The 17516-nt window shown below is 71.6% G+C and carries 14 protein-coding genes; 11 read left to right on the top strand and 3 right to left on the bottom strand.

The genetic code is table 11. The features are described 5' to 3' along the window. Nucleotides 1-142: 142 nt before the first annotated feature. Nucleotides 143-1711, top strand: coding sequence for a class I adenylate-forming enzyme family protein (locus I003_RS0116920; protein WP_486584255.1), 1569 nt, complete (start codon nucleotides 143-145; stop codon nucleotides 1709-1711). A 21-nt stretch (nucleotides 1712-1732) separates the two neighbouring features. Here the strand turns inward: I003_RS0116920 and I003_RS0116915 are convergent, their stop codons facing one another. Together I003_RS0116915 and I003_RS32510 are read right to left on the bottom strand one after the other, a co-directional pair. Then, on the bottom strand, nucleotides 1733-2044 hold the full coding sequence (locus I003_RS0116915) for a hypothetical protein (RefSeq protein WP_027772590.1): 312 nt from the start codon (nucleotides 2042-2044) through the stop codon (nucleotides 1733-1735). Beyond that, nucleotides 2041-6639, bottom strand: a complete 4599-nt coding sequence (locus I003_RS32510; protein ID WP_051368300.1) for an RHS repeat-associated core domain-containing protein — start codon at nucleotides 6637-6639, stop codon at nucleotides 2041-2043. Before I003_RS32510 ends, I003_RS0116915 begins: the two co-directional genes overlap by 4 nt. Nucleotides 6640-6942: 303 nt before the next feature. On the opposite strand from I003_RS32510, the gene I003_RS0116905 reads away from it, so the two are divergent. From I003_RS0116905 to I003_RS36105, 3 genes are all read left to right on the top strand, one after another. After that, on the top strand, nucleotides 6943-7710 hold the full coding sequence (locus I003_RS0116905) for an AfsR/SARP family transcriptional regulator (RefSeq protein WP_078564094.1): 768 nt from the start codon (nucleotides 6943-6945) through the stop codon (nucleotides 7708-7710). A 38-nt stretch (nucleotides 7711-7748) separates the two neighbouring features. Then, complete coding sequence (lxmK, locus tag I003_RS0116900) at nucleotides 7749-8789, top strand: class V lanthionine synthetase subunit LxmK (protein ID WP_027772588.1); 1041 nt, start codon at nucleotides 7749-7751, stop codon at nucleotides 8787-8789. A 262-nt stretch (nucleotides 8790-9051) separates the two neighbouring features. Further along, nucleotides 9052-9204 carry a hypothetical protein gene (locus I003_RS36105; protein WP_158688999.1) on the top strand — a complete coding sequence of 51 codons (153 nt, stop codon included), beginning with the start codon at nucleotides 9052-9054 and terminating at the stop codon, nucleotides 9202-9204. Nucleotides 9205-9359: 155 nt separating this feature from the next. Here the strand turns inward: I003_RS36105 and I003_RS34275 are convergent, their stop codons facing one another. Then, a complete protein-coding gene (locus tag I003_RS34275; protein ID WP_486584254.1) occupies nucleotides 9360-10067 on the bottom strand; it encodes a 2OG-Fe(II) oxygenase in 708 nt (235 codons plus the stop codon). A gap of 157 nt (nucleotides 10068-10224) precedes the next feature. Here I003_RS34275 and I003_RS0116885 point away from each other — a divergent pair, with 157 nt between their 5' ends. The 7 genes from I003_RS0116885 (at nucleotide 10225) to I003_RS0116855 (ending at nucleotide 17497) form a co-directional block, all read left to right on the top strand. Beyond that, nucleotides 10225-11520, top strand: a complete 1296-nt coding sequence (locus I003_RS0116885) for a YcaO-like family protein (protein ID WP_158688998.1) — start codon at nucleotides 10225-10227, stop codon at nucleotides 11518-11520. Continuing rightward, nucleotides 11499-12131, top strand: a complete 633-nt coding sequence (locus tag I003_RS32500; RefSeq protein WP_158688997.1) for a TOMM precursor leader peptide-binding protein — start codon at nucleotides 11499-11501, stop codon at nucleotides 12129-12131. Before I003_RS0116885 ends, I003_RS32500 begins: the two co-directional genes overlap by 22 nt. After that, nucleotides 12128-13780 carry a nitroreductase family protein gene (locus tag I003_RS0116875; RefSeq protein ID WP_027772586.1) on the top strand — a complete coding sequence of 551 codons (1653 nt, stop codon included), beginning with the start codon at nucleotides 12128-12130 and terminating at the stop codon, nucleotides 13778-13780. The genes I003_RS32500 and I003_RS0116875 overlap by 4 nt, the downstream gene beginning before the upstream one ends. Then, on the top strand, nucleotides 13777-14412 hold the full coding sequence (locus I003_RS0116870) for a nitroreductase family protein (protein WP_027772585.1): 636 nt from the start codon (nucleotides 13777-13779) through the stop codon (nucleotides 14410-14412). The genes I003_RS0116875 and I003_RS0116870 overlap by 4 nt, the downstream gene beginning before the upstream one ends. Next, the gene (locus I003_RS0116865; protein ID WP_158688996.1) at nucleotides 14409-15401 is read left to right on the top strand and encodes a sulfotransferase family protein; all 993 of its coding nucleotides are present in this window, start codon (nucleotides 14409-14411) and stop codon (nucleotides 15399-15401) included. Before I003_RS0116870 ends, I003_RS0116865 begins: the two co-directional genes overlap by 4 nt. Nucleotides 15402-15435: 34 nt before the next feature. Then, nucleotides 15436-15618: a hypothetical protein gene (locus I003_RS0116860; RefSeq protein WP_027772583.1), complete on the top strand. Its 183-nt coding sequence runs from the start codon at nucleotides 15436-15438 to the stop codon at nucleotides 15616-15618. Nucleotides 15619-15712: 94 nt separating this feature from the next. Further along, nucleotides 15713-17497, top strand: a complete 1785-nt coding sequence (locus I003_RS0116855) for a carbamoyltransferase C-terminal domain-containing protein (protein ID WP_027772582.1) — start codon at nucleotides 15713-15715, stop codon at nucleotides 17495-17497. Nucleotides 17498-17516: the final 19 nt, after the last annotated feature.

The raw sequence follows: 17516 nt of genomic DNA, 5'->3' as shown, positions 1-17516 counted from the left end.
TCCCGTGACGAATCCTCAACTGAGCACCAAGGTGCCCTCTGCCGGGACCCCAGTCCGCCACCCCACACTGTCGGCGCGCGACTCCGGGCGGCACCGCCGCCCTCGGTGACCGAACGTGACGCCGGTCTGGGCGGAGGGCATCATGAGCCAGAATCCGAACCACAAGCGCGGCCTCTATCTGGGTACGGTGCCGGAGAGAGCCGCGGCGAAGCACGGCGCCACCCTGCTGACGCTCGACCACGACCTCGACGCCCTGCCCGAGGCCGGCCGCCGGCTGACGGTGGCCGAAGTGGCGTCCTTCGCGGCGGATCTGGCGAACAGGCTGGCCGCGGCGGGCGTACGGGCCGGGGCGCACGTCGTCGTCCACAAGCGGGCGAACTTCGACGCCTGGCTGCTCGCCACCGCGACCGCGCGGCTCGGCGCGATCCCCGTCATGCTCTCCCCCGCCCTGCCCCCGTCCACGGTCGCCGCCCTCCTCAGGCGGCTGCACGGACCGCGCCTCCCCCACCTGCTGACCGACGGCCCGAAGCTCGCCGAGCTGGCCGGCCTGCCCCTCGACGAGCTGACCGCGTCGGTGATCGGCGTGACGGGCGCCGGCCGCGGCGTGGCGTCGCTGACCCGGCTCGCCGGCTCCCCGCCCGTACCGCCGGTGTTCCAGGGGCTGGACGAGCCGGCGATGATCACGCACACCTCGGGCACCACCGGCGTACCGAAGCTGGTCGTCCACACCCCGCGCACGATGCGCGCCCGGCTGCGCCCGCAGCTCGCCGTGCTCGCGCTGATGCGCCGGCGCGAGACGGTCGCCGTCAGCGTGCCGTTCGTCCACTCGCGGCTGTTCGCGGCGATGACGCTGGCGCTGCTGAAGGGCATGCCGACGCTTCTGCTGTCCAAGCACGAGCCGGAGGACGTCGCGGAGTTCTTCCTCAGGAACCGCCCCGGCCTCGTCGAGGCCCTGCCCAACTCGTTCCTCGCCTGGGAGGGCCTGGCCGCGGACCCGCGCGAGCCCTTCGCGTCCGTGAAGTACTTCTCCTCCACCTTCGACGCCATCCACCCGCGCACCGTACGCCGCCTGCTGGACGCCTCCCGCCGCCGCGCCCCGCAGTTCTTCCAGATCTACGGCCAGTCGGAGGTGGGCCCCGCCGTGGGCCGCCCCTACTTCCGCCGCGACACCCGGCACATGGACGGCCGCTGCGTCGGCTTCCCGCTGCCGGGCAGCGCCCGGGTGCGTGTCGTCTCCCGGAACGACCGGAAGGTCTCCGCCGCGAACCCCGGATTCATCGAGGTCCGCTGGGACGGCATCGCCCAGACCTACCACGGCGAACAGGACCGCTACGACGAGAACGTCCACGACGGCTGGTGGCGCACCGGCGACGTCGGGTACCGCACCCGCGCCGGCTGCCTCCACCTGCTCGACCGCGAGATCGACACCATCCCCGGCGTCGGCTCCCTCCTGGAGATCGAGGACGCCGTCCTCGACCGCCTCGGCGAACTCGTCGAACTCGTCGTCGTCCCGGGCCCCGACGCCGAACCGGTGCCCGTCCTGTGCACCCGCGACGACAAGCCCCTGGTCCCCGCCCGCTGGCAGGCGGCCACCGCCGACTACCCGCAGCTCGGCGCGCCCGTCCACCTCCCGCTGGCCGAACTCCCGCGCACCGCGACCCTCAAGACCCGCCGCGCGGAGCTGTCCCGCCTGCTCCACGAGCGCCTCTGACCCCCGCGCGGGCCGCCGCGCTCACTCCTCCGGCAGCGTCCACTCCGGCCCGCCCTTCGGCGGCGCCTCGCGCACCTCCCAGCCGGAGGGATCCGCGTCCGGCTCCCAGTACGGCACGTTGCCGGCGTAGTAGAGGCCGTAGGCCCAGTATTCGGGCAGCTCGTGGCACATGATGTCGGGATACGGCTCGATGTCCGCGCCCCCGTACGCCTTGTTGATCCGGGCCACGGCCTCGGCCCGGGAAATGCCGATGCGCTCCACCATGACATCGGCGATGTCCCGGAAATACTTCAGCATTCCGTCGTCGAGTTCCGTCGTGAATTCTTCCGTCATGATCCTGTCGGCGGTCCGTGCCGGGTGATCTCGGCATTGTTGAATACGTCCTGCGCCCGGTCGGTGAAGATGGCGATCTGGTGCCCTTCCAGGCGCGGCGGGGCACCGTTCAGGAAGTCTCCCACATTCCTCAGCATGGGGCCTTCGACCATGTCGTAGTCGTGCATCGGGCCACCGCTCCTGCCCGCTCGGAGCATGTCGTTCAGCTCGTTGCTCGGGCCGGTGAAGATCCGGCTGTTCAGGTTGTCCAGCTCGCTGCGCGGTACCCGGAAGTGGAGGACCGCCGGCACGTCACCCTCGCGCCGGGCAAGGCGTTTGGCCCAGGTGAGCGCCTGCGCCGGGTCGTTCGTGAGGTAGAAGCCGCCGCGGCCGAAGTCCATGTTCCTGGTGCCGTAATGGACGTCGACGCCATTGGCCATGATGTTGTCGGCCGCCTTGCCGAACGTGCCGTGGTAGAGGTCCACCATGCACGGCGCGCGCAGGCCGAGCGGGTCGGTCCACTGCAGCGGATTGGGCACGTAGGCGTGGTGGTTGGGCGCCGGGGTACGGCCCAGCGGGTCGGGGCTGAAATAGCGGCCGGTGGCCGGCTCGTAATAGCGGTGGCGGTTGTAGTGGAGCCCGGTCTCGGTGTCGTAGTACTGGCCGGGAAAGCGCAGCGGGCACTCGACGCCGCCGCTGCCCCCGCCCGCCGGCACGCCCCAGACCGTCGCGTGCCGGGTCCAGACGACGGTGCCGGTGGCGTCGACCAGTTCCTCCGGCGTGCCGACGAGGTCGGTGACGATCCCGTAGAACCGTTCGTCGATCTCCTCCTGCGAGGCGTACGCGGCGGGCGTACGCACCCGCTGCCCCACCGGCGTGTGCCCCTCGCCCCAGTCCCACACCGTGCTGGCCGTGCCGTCGGTCTGTTCGGCGAGCCGGTCGCCGTCCCAGAAGAAGAGCACTTCCGCCACGACGCTCTCGCCGTCGCCGCCGAGCAGCCGCTTGGCGACGCGCCGGCCCAGCGGGTCGTACGTGTACCGCCACTCCCGCCCGTCGGGGGTGACGACGCCGGTGAGCTGGTCCTCGGCGTCCCAGGTGTAGCGCCACTCGCGCCGCCCGCCGGACAGCAGCTTGGTGCTGCGCCGTGTCACGCGGCCCTGCTCGTCGTGCACGTACGTGGTGCGGCCGGCGCGCTGGATGAGGGTGCCGCTGTACGTCCGCTCGCCGGGCCCGGCGTCGTCGCCGGCCGCGGCGTCGGGGATGCCGGACCACAGGAGGTTGCCGAGGCCGTCGTAGCGGTACGACTCGTCCCGGCCGCCGCCGCGCGCGGCCGTGACCCGGCCGGCGGCGTCCAGCTCGTAGTCCACGTCGCCGCGCAGCAGGTCGCTGACGCCGGCGAGGAAGCCGTCGGCGCGGTGGACGTAGGTGCGCCGCTGCAGCGGGGCTCCGCCCGCGCCGGGCGCGGAGCCCGTACCGGCCAGGGCCGTCAGCTCCTGCGTCGTACGCAGCAGGTCGCCGTCCCACCGGTGGGTGAGCACCGCGGCCTCGCCGAGGACACGCTCCAGTTCCCGCCCGGCGGCGTCGTAGCCGAAGGTGACGTCCGTGCCGCCGATGTGCTGGATGGCGGAGCGCTCCGCCGGCCGGTACGTCCAGCGCGTCACCGCCCCGGACGGCGTGCGCCGCTCGGTCCTGCGGCCCGCCGCGTCGTACGCGAAGCCGACGGTCCTGCCGTTCCACGACTCGGCGAGGATGTGCCCGGCTGCGTCGGTCTCGACGCTCAGCTCGACGTCCGGGTTGGCCGCGTGCACGAGGCGGCCGAGCGGGTCGTAGCGGTAGGTGGTGACGACGCCGTCGGCCGTCATGGCGCTGACGTTGCCGAGCGCGTCGTACGCGAAGGACGTGGTCTGTCCCGCGCCGTTGGTCCGCTCGGCCAACTGCCCGCCGGCGTCGTAGCGGTAGCGCAGGGTGCGGCCGTCCCAGTCGGTCTCCTCGACGAGGTTGCCGACCGGGTCGTAGCGGTAACTCCACCGCTGCCCCGAGGCGTTGCGCACCTCGGTCAGCCGCAGCTCGCTGTCGTACGTGAAGTGGTGCGCGGTGCCGTCCTGGTCCTCCTCGGCGGCGCGCAGATCGAAGTGGGTGTTGCGGTAGACGGTGCGGCGGCCGGTGGAGGAGATGTACTCCAGCGGGTTGCGGTCGGCGTCGTACGTCCACCGCTCGCTCGTGCCGTTCGGCAGCTCGCGCCAGGCGATCTGGCCCTCCACCGTCCAGCCGACCCTGGTGACCTGACCGAAGGGGTCGGTCAGGTCGGTGATGCGGCCGAACGCGTCACGGGTGAAGGAGCGCCGCGCGCCGAGCGCGTCGGTGGCGGCGACGACGAGACCCGCGGCGTCGGTGTCGACGGCCTGGAGGCGGTTGCCGAGGGGATCGGTGATGCCGGTGGTGGCGCCGCGCTCGTCGACGGTGAAGACGGTGGTGGCGCCGAGCGGGTCGGTGACGGCCCGCCGGTTGCCGCGGTCGTCGTAGGCGTACTCCCAGGAGGTGCCGTCGGGGCGGATCACCTTGACGGGCAGGTCGAGTTCGTTGAACTCCACGGCGAGCACGCCGCCGTCGGGACGCTCGATCTCGCTGAGGTTGCCGGCGGCGTCGTAGCGGTAGCGGGTGGTGCGGCCGAGCGGGTCGGTGAGCGAGGCGAGGCGCTGGAAGGCGTCCCAGGTCCGGGTGGTGGTGTGGCCCAGCGGATCGGTCTCGGCGACGAGCTGGAAGGACTCGTCGAAGCGGTAGACGGTGGCGTGGCCGAGCGAGTCGGTGGCGGTGGTCGTGCGGGTCTCGTCGTCATAGGCGTACGTGTACGCCAGCACCCCGTCGTCGCCGCCGGTGCGCACGCAGCGGCCGAGGTCGTCGTAGACGTAGCGGTACCAGACGTCGGAGCGGTCGCACCAGCCGGTGATCCGGCGCTCGTCGTCGTACGAGTAACGCTGCGGCCGGCCGGAGGAGTTGACGACGCCGGTGAGGTTGCCGCGGTCGTCGTACCGGTAGCGCAGGAGGACCGGCTCCCGCGGATCACTGCGCAGGGTGAGCGCGGTGACGCGGCCGTCGGCGCACGTCAGCCCGACGCGGTAGCCGCCGTGATGGACCAGCTCCGCGGGCGCACCGTCCCGGGCGTAGCGGACCTGAAGGGAGTTGCCGTTGCGGTCCACGACGGCGGAGAGCACCAGCTCCCCCGCACGGCCGCCGGGGTCGGGCGTGAACGTGAGCGACCGGCCGGCCTCGGGCTGCCGCACCGTGATCGCGCCCTGCGGACTGCCGTCCCACGTCAGCAGCCACTGCGGCCCGACGACGGGTGCCACCGCCTCACCGGCGGCGGGCACGGGGTAGTACAGCACCATGCCGTCCTCGGTGACGAGCCGGAGCCCGTCGTCGTCGAGCATGAGCCGCTGGTCGAGCGTGGACACCCAGCTCGGCCCGAACCACCGCCCGGCGCCGACGCCCGTACGGTGACTGCGCTGCAGCACGAGGGGCAGGAGCCCGGGGAGGGTGAGGTCCTCGATCGACATCACCATCTGCCCGGTGGCCACGTCGATGGGGTCACCGCAGGTGAAGAGCTTCTTCATGGAGCGGCCCATGGCCTGCATCGTCTTGCCGAGCCCGGAGACGGCGGCCTTCATGCCCTTCATGCCGCCCCTGACTGCGGCCAGCCCTCCCTTGAGGCCCTTGGCGAGGCCGCCGAGGGTGGTCAGACCCTTCATGCCGGGGATGCAGTCGAGCGCGGCGAAGGCCACGTCCCAGAGGGAGGCTTCGCCGTTCATGTACTTGTAGAGGGTGTCGGCGAGGACGACGAGGGCGGCGGCCAGCACGACCCAGGCGAGGGGGCCGCCGATGATCAGGACGACGATGCCGAGGACGGCGACGATGACCTTGCAGACGTTGACGATGGTGTCCCAGTTGTCCTTGACCCAGTCGACCGCCTTCTCCCACCACTTCCGGTTCTGAATACCGGCGTCGGATGCCTCCTCCAGCTTGTCCTTGGCCTCGGACGCGGCGTCCTCACGCATCTTCTTGGCGTCGGCGGCCATCTTCTTGGCCGCTTCGAGGCCGGACTCGGCGTTGTCGACGGCGGTCTGGGCGGAGGCACGGGCGGACTTGGCGTCGGTGGCGTTACGGGCCGCGGCCCGCACCTCCGACTCGTCGGGCTTCTCCTTGCCCTCCTTCTCGTCGTACTCCTCCGTCTTCTTCGTCGCCCGCTCCACCCAGGAATCAGCGGAGTCGAGCCGCCCATTGGCAGCGGTCAGATCACTCCGCGCCTCCCGCCCCTTCGCCAGCGCCTTGTCCGCCAAGGACTGCGCACGCTCCAGCTTCGGCCAGTACGCCGCCAGCGCATCCCCCGCAAGGTCATACGACCGCTGAAGCTTCTTCAGATTCTTGGGAACTTCCTCGAACTCGTCCTGGAACGCCTTCGCCGTCTTCCCCGCCCACCGCAGCAGCGCATCCTCGCCCGCCATGCCCTTGATCTGGCGCAGCGCGTCCGCCACGTCGTCGGCGAAGTCGTGCAGCTCACGGGCGAGTTGCTTGACCCGCTCCGGATCCCCCGGCGTCGGATCGTCATCCAAGTCCAGCACGTGCCAATCCGTCGGACGGTTCCCCACGGCGCCCCCTGCACATCGTCACGGTCGTCCCGGCCACGGCACCGGCACTCGCCCGACACCGTGCGACCTGCAGACAAAGACGAACAACCGCCCCCCGCGGTTCTCCCCGCCCCAAGAATCCTCACGCCCCCCGGGCCGGCCTGCCGGGTCACGGTTCCCGGCCTTGCACACGGGCACGGGGATCGCGCACGAACTTACAAGCGCGGAAGGAGCGGCGGATGGGAGCGTGGCTGACTGCCGTTTGACGTGTGGCTGATCCTCCGGAGCGGATGTGGCATGACTTGTTCTGTGGCGTATCAGGTGCTCGGTGTCGTCGAGGTCAGGACCGGGGCGGGCTGGCTCCGGCTGAACGGCAAACAGCGGTCCTTAGCCGCCCTCCTGCTCTTACGCGCCAACCAGTCGGTCTCCGTACCCCGGATCATGGACGCGCTCTGGGGGAAAGCGCTGCCCGCCTCACCTGACATGCGTGTACGCACCCTCATATCGGAGCTGCGCAAGAAGCTCGGCGCCACCTCGCCCCACACCCTCCTCACCCGCCCTTCCGGCTACACGCTTCGCGTGACACCCGGCGAACTGGACCTGGACCGCTTCACCACACGCGTCGACCAGGCACACCGCTTCGCGACGGAGCAGCAGACGCACCGCGCGATCGGCGAGTACGACGCCGCACTGCGCCTGTGGCACGGCACCGCACTCGGCGGAACCAGCGGCGCCCTCCTCGAAGCCGAGACGGCACGACTCGAAGAACTCCGCCTGCGCACTCACGAAGAGTGCGGCGAACTGCTGATCGCCGCCGGCCGCCATTCCGAAGCCATCTCCCGGCTCGGCACCCTCGCCGCCGACCACCCCGTCCGCGAACAGACCCACGCCCTGCTCATGCGCGCCTACTACCACGCCGGACACCGCTGCGAAGCCCTCCGCGTCTACCACGCTCTGCGCCAGAACCTCATCACCGAACTCGGCCTGGAGCCCATGCACTCCCTCAGAATCCTCCAGCAGCAGGTCCTCAACGGCACCCTCGCCCCGGCTTGGCCGCACGCGTGACCGGCGACCTCGCGGTTCCCTCGTCCGCACGCCGTCTCATGGACCGGTTGGGACTCGGCGAACCGAAGGGGCATGACGGCGTGTCTCCCCCCGGGCGCAACGCGAACCACGCGGTCACGACCAGCTCGGGTCGCCGTGTCTTCGTCAAGCAGTTGACCGGCAGCCGGCCCGACGCCGTGCGGCGTTTCCGCCGCATGTGCGACTTCGAGCGGATCGCCGTGGCCGGAGGGTGGCCCGACGGCCTGACCACCCCCGTCTGCCTGGGCTGGGACGAGGAGGAACAGACCATCGCGTTCGAGTGGCTGGAGGGTGCTCGTTCGGGGCACGAGCTTGCCGCGGCAGAGGAGTTCGGCGACGAACTCGCGAACCGGGCAGGACGGTTGGTGGGCCTGGTGCACTCCTTGCCCCCGGAGCATCAGCCGGCGCTGGACACCGACTTGCCGCGGTTGCCGCCCCTCGAATTCTTCGACGGCCTGCCGCTGGACTACTTCGTCAAGTCCAGCGGAGGCTGCGTGGAGGGATGGCGCATGCTGCAGCCGGACACGGCCCTCGCGGGTGCGCTGCGCGCACTGCGGGCCGACGAGGCGCACGCGGAGAGGACGGCGGCCCACTGCGACCTGCGTCTCGACCAGTTCTTCCTGCACGAGGGCACCCTCCACCTCTGTGACTGGGAGGAGTTCCGGATCGCTGATCCGGCTCGTGACCTGGGGAGTTTCGCGGGTGAGTGGCTCTATCGGGCCGTGCTGGAGATCCCGTCCAGGGAGCTGGATCCCGGTGTGGCCGGGCCCGGTCCCCTGTCGCATCAGGAAGTCGTCGAGCGCGGTGTGCGGGAGCTCGACCGGCTGCGTACCCGGACCGTGGCCTTCTGCGAGGGCTACCGGGAGACCAGAACCACCGCCGACCCCGGGCTCGCCGCCCGTGCAACCGGATTCGCCGGATGGCACCTGATCGACCGGATGTTCGCCGGGGCCGAAGGCCGTCCCGGGCTGACCGCGGTGGAACGCGCCGCGGCCGGTATCGGGCGGTCCGCCGTACTGACCCCCGGGAAGTTCGCCTCGGCGCTGGGGCTGGAGGTGTGAGGTCCGCGCGACCGGCCTCGTGCGCGTCCCTGTGCAAGCAGCCGGACACGGCCGTTTTCGTGCCCGGACGCGTTTCTTCCGGAACCCTGCATTCATCCCACCGGTGACTCCGGCGCGGTGACGTATCAGAACATACGCGAGACATACGTTTTCGCCCGCACCCCTGGCCTCCCCTCTTACGCGCGTGGTTCACTGCGAATGTCCACACGTGCCTTCCTTTTCCTGGAACGGCCGCCATGTCTCGACGCATTCAGGGAGTGCCATGAACGCCGCAGAACTGATTGAGGGATACACCGCCTACGCCACGCCCGAGGACTTGTCCGCGGCGGAGATCGCCGAGGCAGGAAACGCCATCCCGATCACCACCATGAACATGGCGCACACCACTCAGATCACTACGTTCGTGGCGGACTGAGAAGGATACCCGCCGTGTCCCGCCGGCGTTCCCCGGGTTCTGCCGAGTGCGCCTGCGGGCCGGCGCGGGATCGGCCCGGCGCTGCTTAACGGCAGCGCCGGGCCTCTCGGTTTCCCGGTGTTCCAGGACGCCGGTTCACGGCGAAAAGGAACGCGTCACCGCGGCACGTCAGAGGATTCCTGAATGCGGCGGCACAGCCATCCGTTGATGGCGAAGCGGCTGTCGGCGGGGTTGTTGGACGGACAGGACACGGGCCGCACTTCGTGCAGGGTCGTGGGCGGGAAGAAGACAATGCTGTCGTGTTCCGGCGGGACGTCCCGGTAGCTGCAGTCCTGCGGCGTCAACGCGCCCCCCGCGTGCACCGGCGCCGCGGCGTCGTAGACGCGCAGCGCGCCTCCGGTGAACGGCGCCGGCGTGCGGTGCAGGTAGTAGACGAAGGTCAGGACCTTCTCCACGTCGCCGGTCGGCGCCCCCCGGCCCACGTCCTGGTGAGGACGGTAGAAGTCACCGTCGTTGTGGACGTTGAGGCTGTAACGGGGCTCGACGTCCCGGCACGCGATACCCAGAGTCCGCTCCAGACGGTCGCACACGGACCCGATGACCCTCATCAACTCCGGGGCGCCGAAGCGGTGACGCGTGCGGGAGCGGCGGATCGAGGGCTCGAGTTCGCCGCCTCGAATCCGGGCGGGAGCCAATTCCTCCCCGGGGACGGCCAGGGCGCGTTCCAGCAGCGTTCCCGACAGGTCCTCGCCGAGGAAACGGGTGATGCGGCAGACCTGGGGAGGAATCTGCCAGACGGCCCCGGCGGACGCCTCACGCGACAACTCCGACTGCTCCGGCATGGCGTCTGCGGCCTGCGTCATGTCGTGCCTCCCCTGCAGCAATACGTGGTGTGCGTCGGGCGCCTTCGCACCCGGTGGCGAAACCAGGTTAAAGCAATGGCGCGGGCCCGGGGCAGTGCACGGGTGCGCCGTATTTCCTTCGTATGCCATTCGTATGCCGCCGACTACAGTCGCAGATGTGGGAACGAGCGAATTCTCGGAGATCCTCGCGATGCGCCTCGGGCGCCTTGTCTCCCCCTACGGGGTGATATCCGAGGTGACAGCGTCGGCACAACTGCGGGGTTTCGGGCGGCTGTCGCTGGCCACGGCGCATGTCGGCGCCGCCCCCGGTATCGACAGGGCGGACGAGTTCAGCGGTTCCGGCCGAGCCGTGGACAATCCGGATCTGGCCCGGCTGACCGCCATCGCCGAGGCGGCCGAGCGCTACGCGGGCGCCGGCTTTCCCGGCGGGCCGGAGGTCCTGGCCCGCGCCGCCGAACTCGACGGTCCCGTCCTCGACCTGGCCGCGTTGCCGAGATGCTCGGCTCGTGAGTACGAAAGCGGCCGGTGCCCGTTGACCCGGTACCGGCCCGAGGCACGTATCCGATGGCGGCGGGGTTTCGAGCTGACCTCCCGCGAGGACACGTGGGTGCCCTCGGTGATGACCTGCTACGGAGGCCCCGTACGCGACTCCGAGAACTTCTGGTACCGCATCTCCACCGGATATGCCGTGCACACGGATCCGGTGGAGGCCGTCTTCCGCGGCCTGTGCGAAGTGGCCGAGCGGGACGCGGCAGCACTCACCTGGCTCCAGCAGCTCCCGCTCCACCCGATACGGTTTCCGGCCCCGGCCGGGGAGTTGGCCGCGCTCCTGGAGATGTGCGACCGGCAGTTCATCGAGACGCACTTCTTCGACGCCACCACCGATGTCGGAGTTCCCACGGTGTGCTGCCTCCAGGTGGCCGAGTACGACGAGCGGTGCGCCCGGAGCATGACGGTGGCCACCGGTCGCAGCCTGGCCGAGGCCGCCGCGAAGTCGCTGCTGGAGGCGGTCACCGGACGGGCCCTGCACCACCGGCCCAACCGGGAAAGCCACAGGACGGTCATGGCGGGTGCGGACGAGATGGGGAGGCGGGAGAGGCGGGCCGCCTTCGGCTTCCTGCTGCCGGAACGGAACGGTGGCGCGGCGCGCCGGCCCCGCCTCCCGGACGCCCGGCCCGCCCTGGCCCCGGACGCGCAAAAAGCCCTCGGGGATCTGGTCGAGGGGTTCACGGCGCGCGGACAGCAGGTCGTCGCGGTGGACCGGACCACCGGCGAGTTGCAGGAGGCGGGGCTGACCGCCGTCTGCGTGATCGTCCCGGCGCTGCAGCCGCTGACGTTCCACCGGGACGCCCAGTACCGCGCACATCCGCGGCTGTATGCCGCACCGGAGCTGATGGGGTTTCCGAGCCGTCCGGAGGAGGAGCTGAACCCGTGGCCAGTGCCGTACGTGTGACAGGAGCAGGCGGGTTCGGCGAGCACACCGCCCGCCTGCTCGCCGCAGACCTGCCGGACGCGGAGACCTTCCCCGTCACGGACCTCGACCGCGGGTTCGAGGGCTCTCCGGATGCGGTGGTCGTCGTCGCGTGGCGCCCGGAGCCGAGCCTGTCCGGACGGGCCGACGAACTGGCCCACCGGCACACGACGCCCTGGCTGCCGGTCATCATGGACGGCATCGCGGTGCGGATCGGTCCTCTCGTCCGCCCGCCGCAGCGGCCGTGCTTCCTGTGCTACCGGGAGCGGCAGCGGCAGCACGACCCGCAGCGGGCGGTGACGGCAGCCCTGCACGCGGTCTACGACCAGGACCCCGGCCGCGGCCCCGCCGGCCACCTCCCGCACCACGCCCGGCTCGCCGCCGCGGTCGCGGGCGGTGCGCTCGCATCCGGGCGCACGGGGGAGGTCACCACCCTCCGGCTCGACGCATGGGGCCTGCGGACGGACCGTGTCGTCCCGGTGCACGGCTGCCCCCGCTGCGGCGGGTCAGGTGCGGAGGAACGCCACGCGAGCCTGCGGGCGGCGCTGACCCGCAGCCCCGCATCCGTCGCCGGGAAGGCGGAGCGGCCGTGAGCGGCTCCGAGCGGCTTCCGGCGCTGTGCCGCGGCCTGGCGGCGGTCGTCGTCCCGGCGGGAGTCGTGATCGAAGGAGGGCCTCATCGCCTCCTGCTGAACGGGGAGACCGCCAAGGAGTTCGTGCCCCGGTTGCTGCCCCTGCTGGACGGAGTGCGCCTCGTGGACGAGGCGTCCGCGCAGCTTTCCGTCGCACCGGCGCGTATCCGGCAGGCGGTGCGGCTGCTGACCGACTGGGGCGTCGTCGAGGACGCACGCACGGACGGCGACCTGCCGGACGGGAGCGCGGTCTTCTACTCCCGTCTCCTCGCCACCGCGGGCGGGTACCGCGAGACCGGGGAGCTTCTGGACGCACTCGCCGGCGCGCGTGTGCTCCTCACGGCCGGCGGTGACCCGGAGCTGGTACGCCGAGTGCGTGCGGATCTCACCGCGAGCGGGGTGGGGACGGTCGAGACCGCCGGCGGCCCGGCCGGCAACTCCCTGGCGGTGGTCCTCGACCCGCCGGGCCGGCCGGAGGCGGTCGGTTCCCTGGTGCGGGCCGCCACCGCCGCGGGGGTCCCGGTGCTGCGGATCGCCTACGCCCGCGACGCGGTGGAGGCAGGACCGCTGTTCCACCCCGGCGACCCGTCGTGCGCCGCCTGCTTCCGGAAGGACTACGACACCCTCGGCACGGTCCTCGTGGACGGCGGCCCGGCGGAGCGGAACCTGCTGGCCGGGCTGGCGGCCACGGAGGTGCTGGCGGTGCTGGCGCGTACGACGGCGGTGTGCTCGCTGCACACCCTGCTGCGGACCTCCCTCTCCGACTACACCACCGAGCGCCGTCTCTTCGTCCCCGACGGCGACTGCGACGAGGAGGCGGACGGGACCGCGGTGGCCGGAACGTGCCCGGCACACGCGGAGCCGGGCGAGCAGGCACGGCTCATCGACGGCTACGAGTGGTCCCAGGCCCTGCCACCGGCCGGGCTGGGCGCCGAGTCGCGGTTGCTGGCCCCCGAGCAGGAGCGGCTTCAGGCGCTGCTGCACAAGCGCCCCCGGCGGATGTCGGTCCCGTCCCGTGAGCTGCCGCCCGAACCGGATCTCCCCCCGATGCACCGCGCCCTGCCGCAGAGCGGGGCGGTGCCCGTGCCGTCCGCGCGGCTCGCCGGCCTGATCACGCGGACCGCGGGCCTCGTCGGCGCGGGCACCGGCCGGGCCGGACCCCGGCGCTGGGCGCCCAGCAGCGGCGGGCGCGGCTCGGTGGAGCTGTACGTGGTGACGGAAGCGGATCCGTTCGGGCTGCCGGGCACGGTCTTCTCCTACGACGACGTCGGCCACCGCATGCTGTCGGTCCGCTCCGACGCGGTGCCGCTGAAGGATGTGCTCGCGGCCACCGGGCTCGACGCGGTCGACGTCACCGCGGCGGTCGTCCTCGTGGCGACCGTCGGCCGGCTGTACCCGAGGTACGGGTACTTCTCGTGGCGGCTGGCACACCTGGACGCCGGCTTCGCGGCGACGCAACTGACCGTCGCCGCACAGGGGTACGGGCTGACCGCGTCCTTCGCGGCGACCTGGCCGGAGGATCTGCCGGATCTCCTGCAACTGGATCAGGACTCCGAGTGCGTGGCGGCGGTGGCGGGCCTGGCAGGCGCGGCACCGGAGGAGGACGCATGACGCTGCTGCCGATCGCCGACGTGGTGGAGTACGCGGAGGACACCCGCCACCGTGCGCCGACCGCCGGTGCCGGTTCTCGGCGGCCCGCTCCGGGCGGCGCCGGCCCGCCGGTGCCGCTTCCGCCGGCGGAGACGCTCGACGGGCGCCGTACCGTCCGCGACTTCACCGAGCGGCCGGTCGCCGAGGACCGGGTCCGCGCACTCCTGGCGACGGCGTTCGCGACCCACCGGCGGGTGAGGCCCGTGCCGGCCGAGGAGCAGGAGTACGCCGTCATCGTCGTACGCCGGTCGCCGGGGGGACCCCCGCGGGCTTCCTTTGCCACGCCGGCGGAGACGCAACCGCTGACCGACGGCCTCTGGCTGCCGCTGCTCGCCGACCACTACACCGACGCCCCCGTCCTCTTCCTCGTCTGCGGCACGGCCCGCGGCGCCCGGGCCGACTACCCCCGGCACCTGGTGGGGGCGGGCGCGCTCACCCACGCCCTGTGGCTGGCGGCGCTCTCCGCGGGGCTGGGCGGCTGGGTGTTCGGCCGGAGCTGCCACCGGGCGACCGTCGCGGCGGGACGGCAACAGGCCGGGAGACGCCATCTGCTGACCCTCGCCGTCGGCTACCCGAAGGAGACGGTCACGTGACCCCGCCACCACGGGTGCGGCAAGCAGTTCCCGGGCGGCGGGCACACCCGGAGCCGGTCTTCGTACTGGCGCCGCCCCGCTCCTTCTCCACGATCACGCTGGCGCTGCTCTCCGGCCACCCGCAGATCTACGGATTCCCCGAACTGCTGGTGTTCGCCGAGGCGACCGTGCGCGATCTGATCCGCGGCGGCACGGCGAAGGGATACCCGCCGGAGCTGCACCGGGGACGGCTGAGCGGGCTGTACCGGGCCATCGCCGATGTCCACGAGGGCGAACAGACACCGGAGGCGGTCGACCGCGCCGGCGCATGGCTGGCACGGCGGCCCGACTGGGCGGCCCCGCGCGTCCTGGCCCACCTCCTTAAGGAGATCGCTCCGCTCGTCGGCGCGGAGAAGTCACCGGACACCGTGGCCACGGACGAAACGCTCGCCCGTTGCCTGGACCACTACCCGAACGCCAGATATCTGCACCTGACGCGGCACCCCGTGACGACGCAGCGTTCGATGCACGCCCAGGAACCGAAGCTCTACACCCACCGTGCGGTCCGCCTGGTGGGTGCGGCCTCCTCCTGGTACCTGGCGCACAGCCGCATCCGGGACCGGCTCGCCGCCCTGCCCCGGCGGCAGTGGATGCGCGTGCGCGGCGAGGACCTGGTGCGCAGTCCCGCAACGACGCTGCCGGCCGTTCTCGACTGGCTCGGCCTGGACTCGGGCGAGGCGGTGATCGCGCGGATGCTGCGGACGGAGCGGTGGCGGTTCGCCGGCTTCGGTCCCGCGGGCGGCCTGTACGGGGGCGACCGCACCTTCCTCACGCACGCACGGCTCAGACCTGTTCCGGACCCGGGCCCCGTGCGCTTCGACCCCGCGTGGGGCCTGCCGGAGGAGATGGTGCGCCGGATGAGCCGTCTCGCCGCCGAGTTGGGCTACGACGTCGCACAAGCGCGGCGTCGGCAGGTTGTCGATCAGCGGCCCACCCCCGGTGGGACCTGATCGATTCATGTAGGTGACCGAGAGAGGAGAAGGGATGCCCCCCGAGACCGCAACCGCCGAGTTGACCACCGAGAGTGCCCCGGAAGCCAGTTGGGAGGAGCTGGTCGCCACCGCGCTGAGTGGTGTCGAGGAGAGCCCGGGCTGGACCGACTGCTGGCCCACGAACCCGAGCTGCTGTTCCACCTGCTCGCTGTCCGCACCGGACGGCACGGAGTGACCTGAGGTCACGAGCTTCCGCATGAGCGGAGCGAGGCGCCGCCCCTGTGGTGGCGTCTCGCTTCCGTCCGCAGACAAGGGAGGAGGAGTGTTCCGTGATAGTCCTCGGGTACAACGGCTTCACCCGGGCGGCCGAGCTGTTCCGTCGCCACTACGGTGCCGCGGGTGTGGACCGGCACCTGCTGATCGGTCACGATGCGGCGGCGGCGCTGGTCGTGGACGGCGAGCTGGTCGCCGCGGTCGAGGAGGAGCGGCTCAGCCGGATGAAGAAGACCGCCGACTTCCCGGCCCGGGCCCTCGCATGGTGCCTCCGGAAGGCGGGGATCTCCCTTGAGCAGGTCGACGTCTTCGCCTTTCCGTGGAGCTTCTCCCGCCCCGTGATGGAGGGGATGATCGGGGAGGTACTGCGGGCGAGGATGCCGCTGAGCGGGACCTTCGACCACCTGCACCGGCTCGGGGAGCTGTACACGGGCATGCTGAGCGCGGAGGCGATCCACGCGGACTTCGTGGCGCGCACCGGGTATGACGTCGACCCGAACAAGCTGGTCCCGGTGTCACACCACCTCGCCCACGCCATGTGCGGCTACCACGTCTCCGGCGTCAGGCACGCCGCGTTCCTGGTGAGCGACGGGCGTGCCGAGCACGCGTCCGCGATCACGGGCGAGATCCACGACGGCGTGATCCGGCAACGCGACCGGGGCACCGTCGCCATGCGGGACTCCCTGGCCCTGTTCTACGGGAAGATCACCCGCTATCTGGGGTTCGTGCCCAACTGCGACGAGTACAAGGTGATGGGGCTCGCCGGGTACGGGAGCCCGCCGGCCCGGAACGTGCTCCTCGACCGCCTCGTCGAGTTGCACGAGGGCGGGGGCTACTCGATCTCCGCGCCGGCGGACGCTCAGGCGTACGGCGCCCTGTTCGACATGCTCTTCGACGGGAGCCCGGACACGCGGGAGGGCTTCGACTACCGGGTCAAGGTGGCGTCGGCGGTCCAGCACCTGGTGGAGGCCGTCACGGCGCATCAGGTGCGCGCGCTGGCGGCGGCAACGGGCCTCGACACGCTCATCGTCGAAGGCGGGCTGGCGCTCAACTGTGTGGCCAACACCAAGATGCTCAACCAGTCCCCGTTCAGGGACATGCACGTCAGCTTCGGAGCCAGCGACCCCGGCGTGGCCATCGGCGCCGCGCTCTGCGTCGCGGGAGCGCGCAGGGGAGGCGAGGGTGTCGCCGAGCATTCCCCGTATCTGGGGCCTTCGTTCGATGAGGACGACGTGCTGGCCGCGCTCCTTGCCCGTCGTGACGAGGTCTCCTGGTACGTGGTCCCCGAGGGGGCGGTCGCGGACGAGGCGGCGAAGCTGCTGGTGGGCAAGAACGTCGTCGGATGGTTTCAGGGCCCGGTCGAGTACGGGCCGCGTGCCCTCGGAAACCGCAGCATCCTGGCCAACCCGCAGCATGCGGATATCAAGGACATCATCAACCTGCGGGTGAAACGGCGGGAGCCGTTCCGCCCCTTCGCCCCGGTCGTCCTGGAGGAGGACGCCCCCTCCGTGTTCGAGATGGGGAAGAAGACCCGGTCCCCGTACATGACGTTCGTCTTCCCGGTACGGCAGGAGTGGCGCGCACGCATCCCCGGCGCCTGCCACGTCGACGGCACGGCGCGGATCCAGACGGTGAGTTCGCGGCAGAACCCCGCACTGGCCGGTCTGCTCCGGTCGTTCACCGCTCTCACCGGGGTGCCCTGTCTCCTCAACACCTCCTTCAACGTGGCTGGTGAACCCATCGTGGCCTCGCCGGAGGACGCGCTGTCCTGCTTCCTGCGCACGGAGATCGACTACCTGGTCCTCGGCGACGTCATCGTGGAGAAGTCCGGCGGGAGCTGAGGACCGCCGCCTCGCCCGG

The organism is Streptomyces sp. CNQ329, from assembly GCF_000482585.1.
The sequence above is the reverse complement of the archived record's forward strand: the minus strand, read 5'-3'. Positions and strand labels throughout refer to the sequence as shown.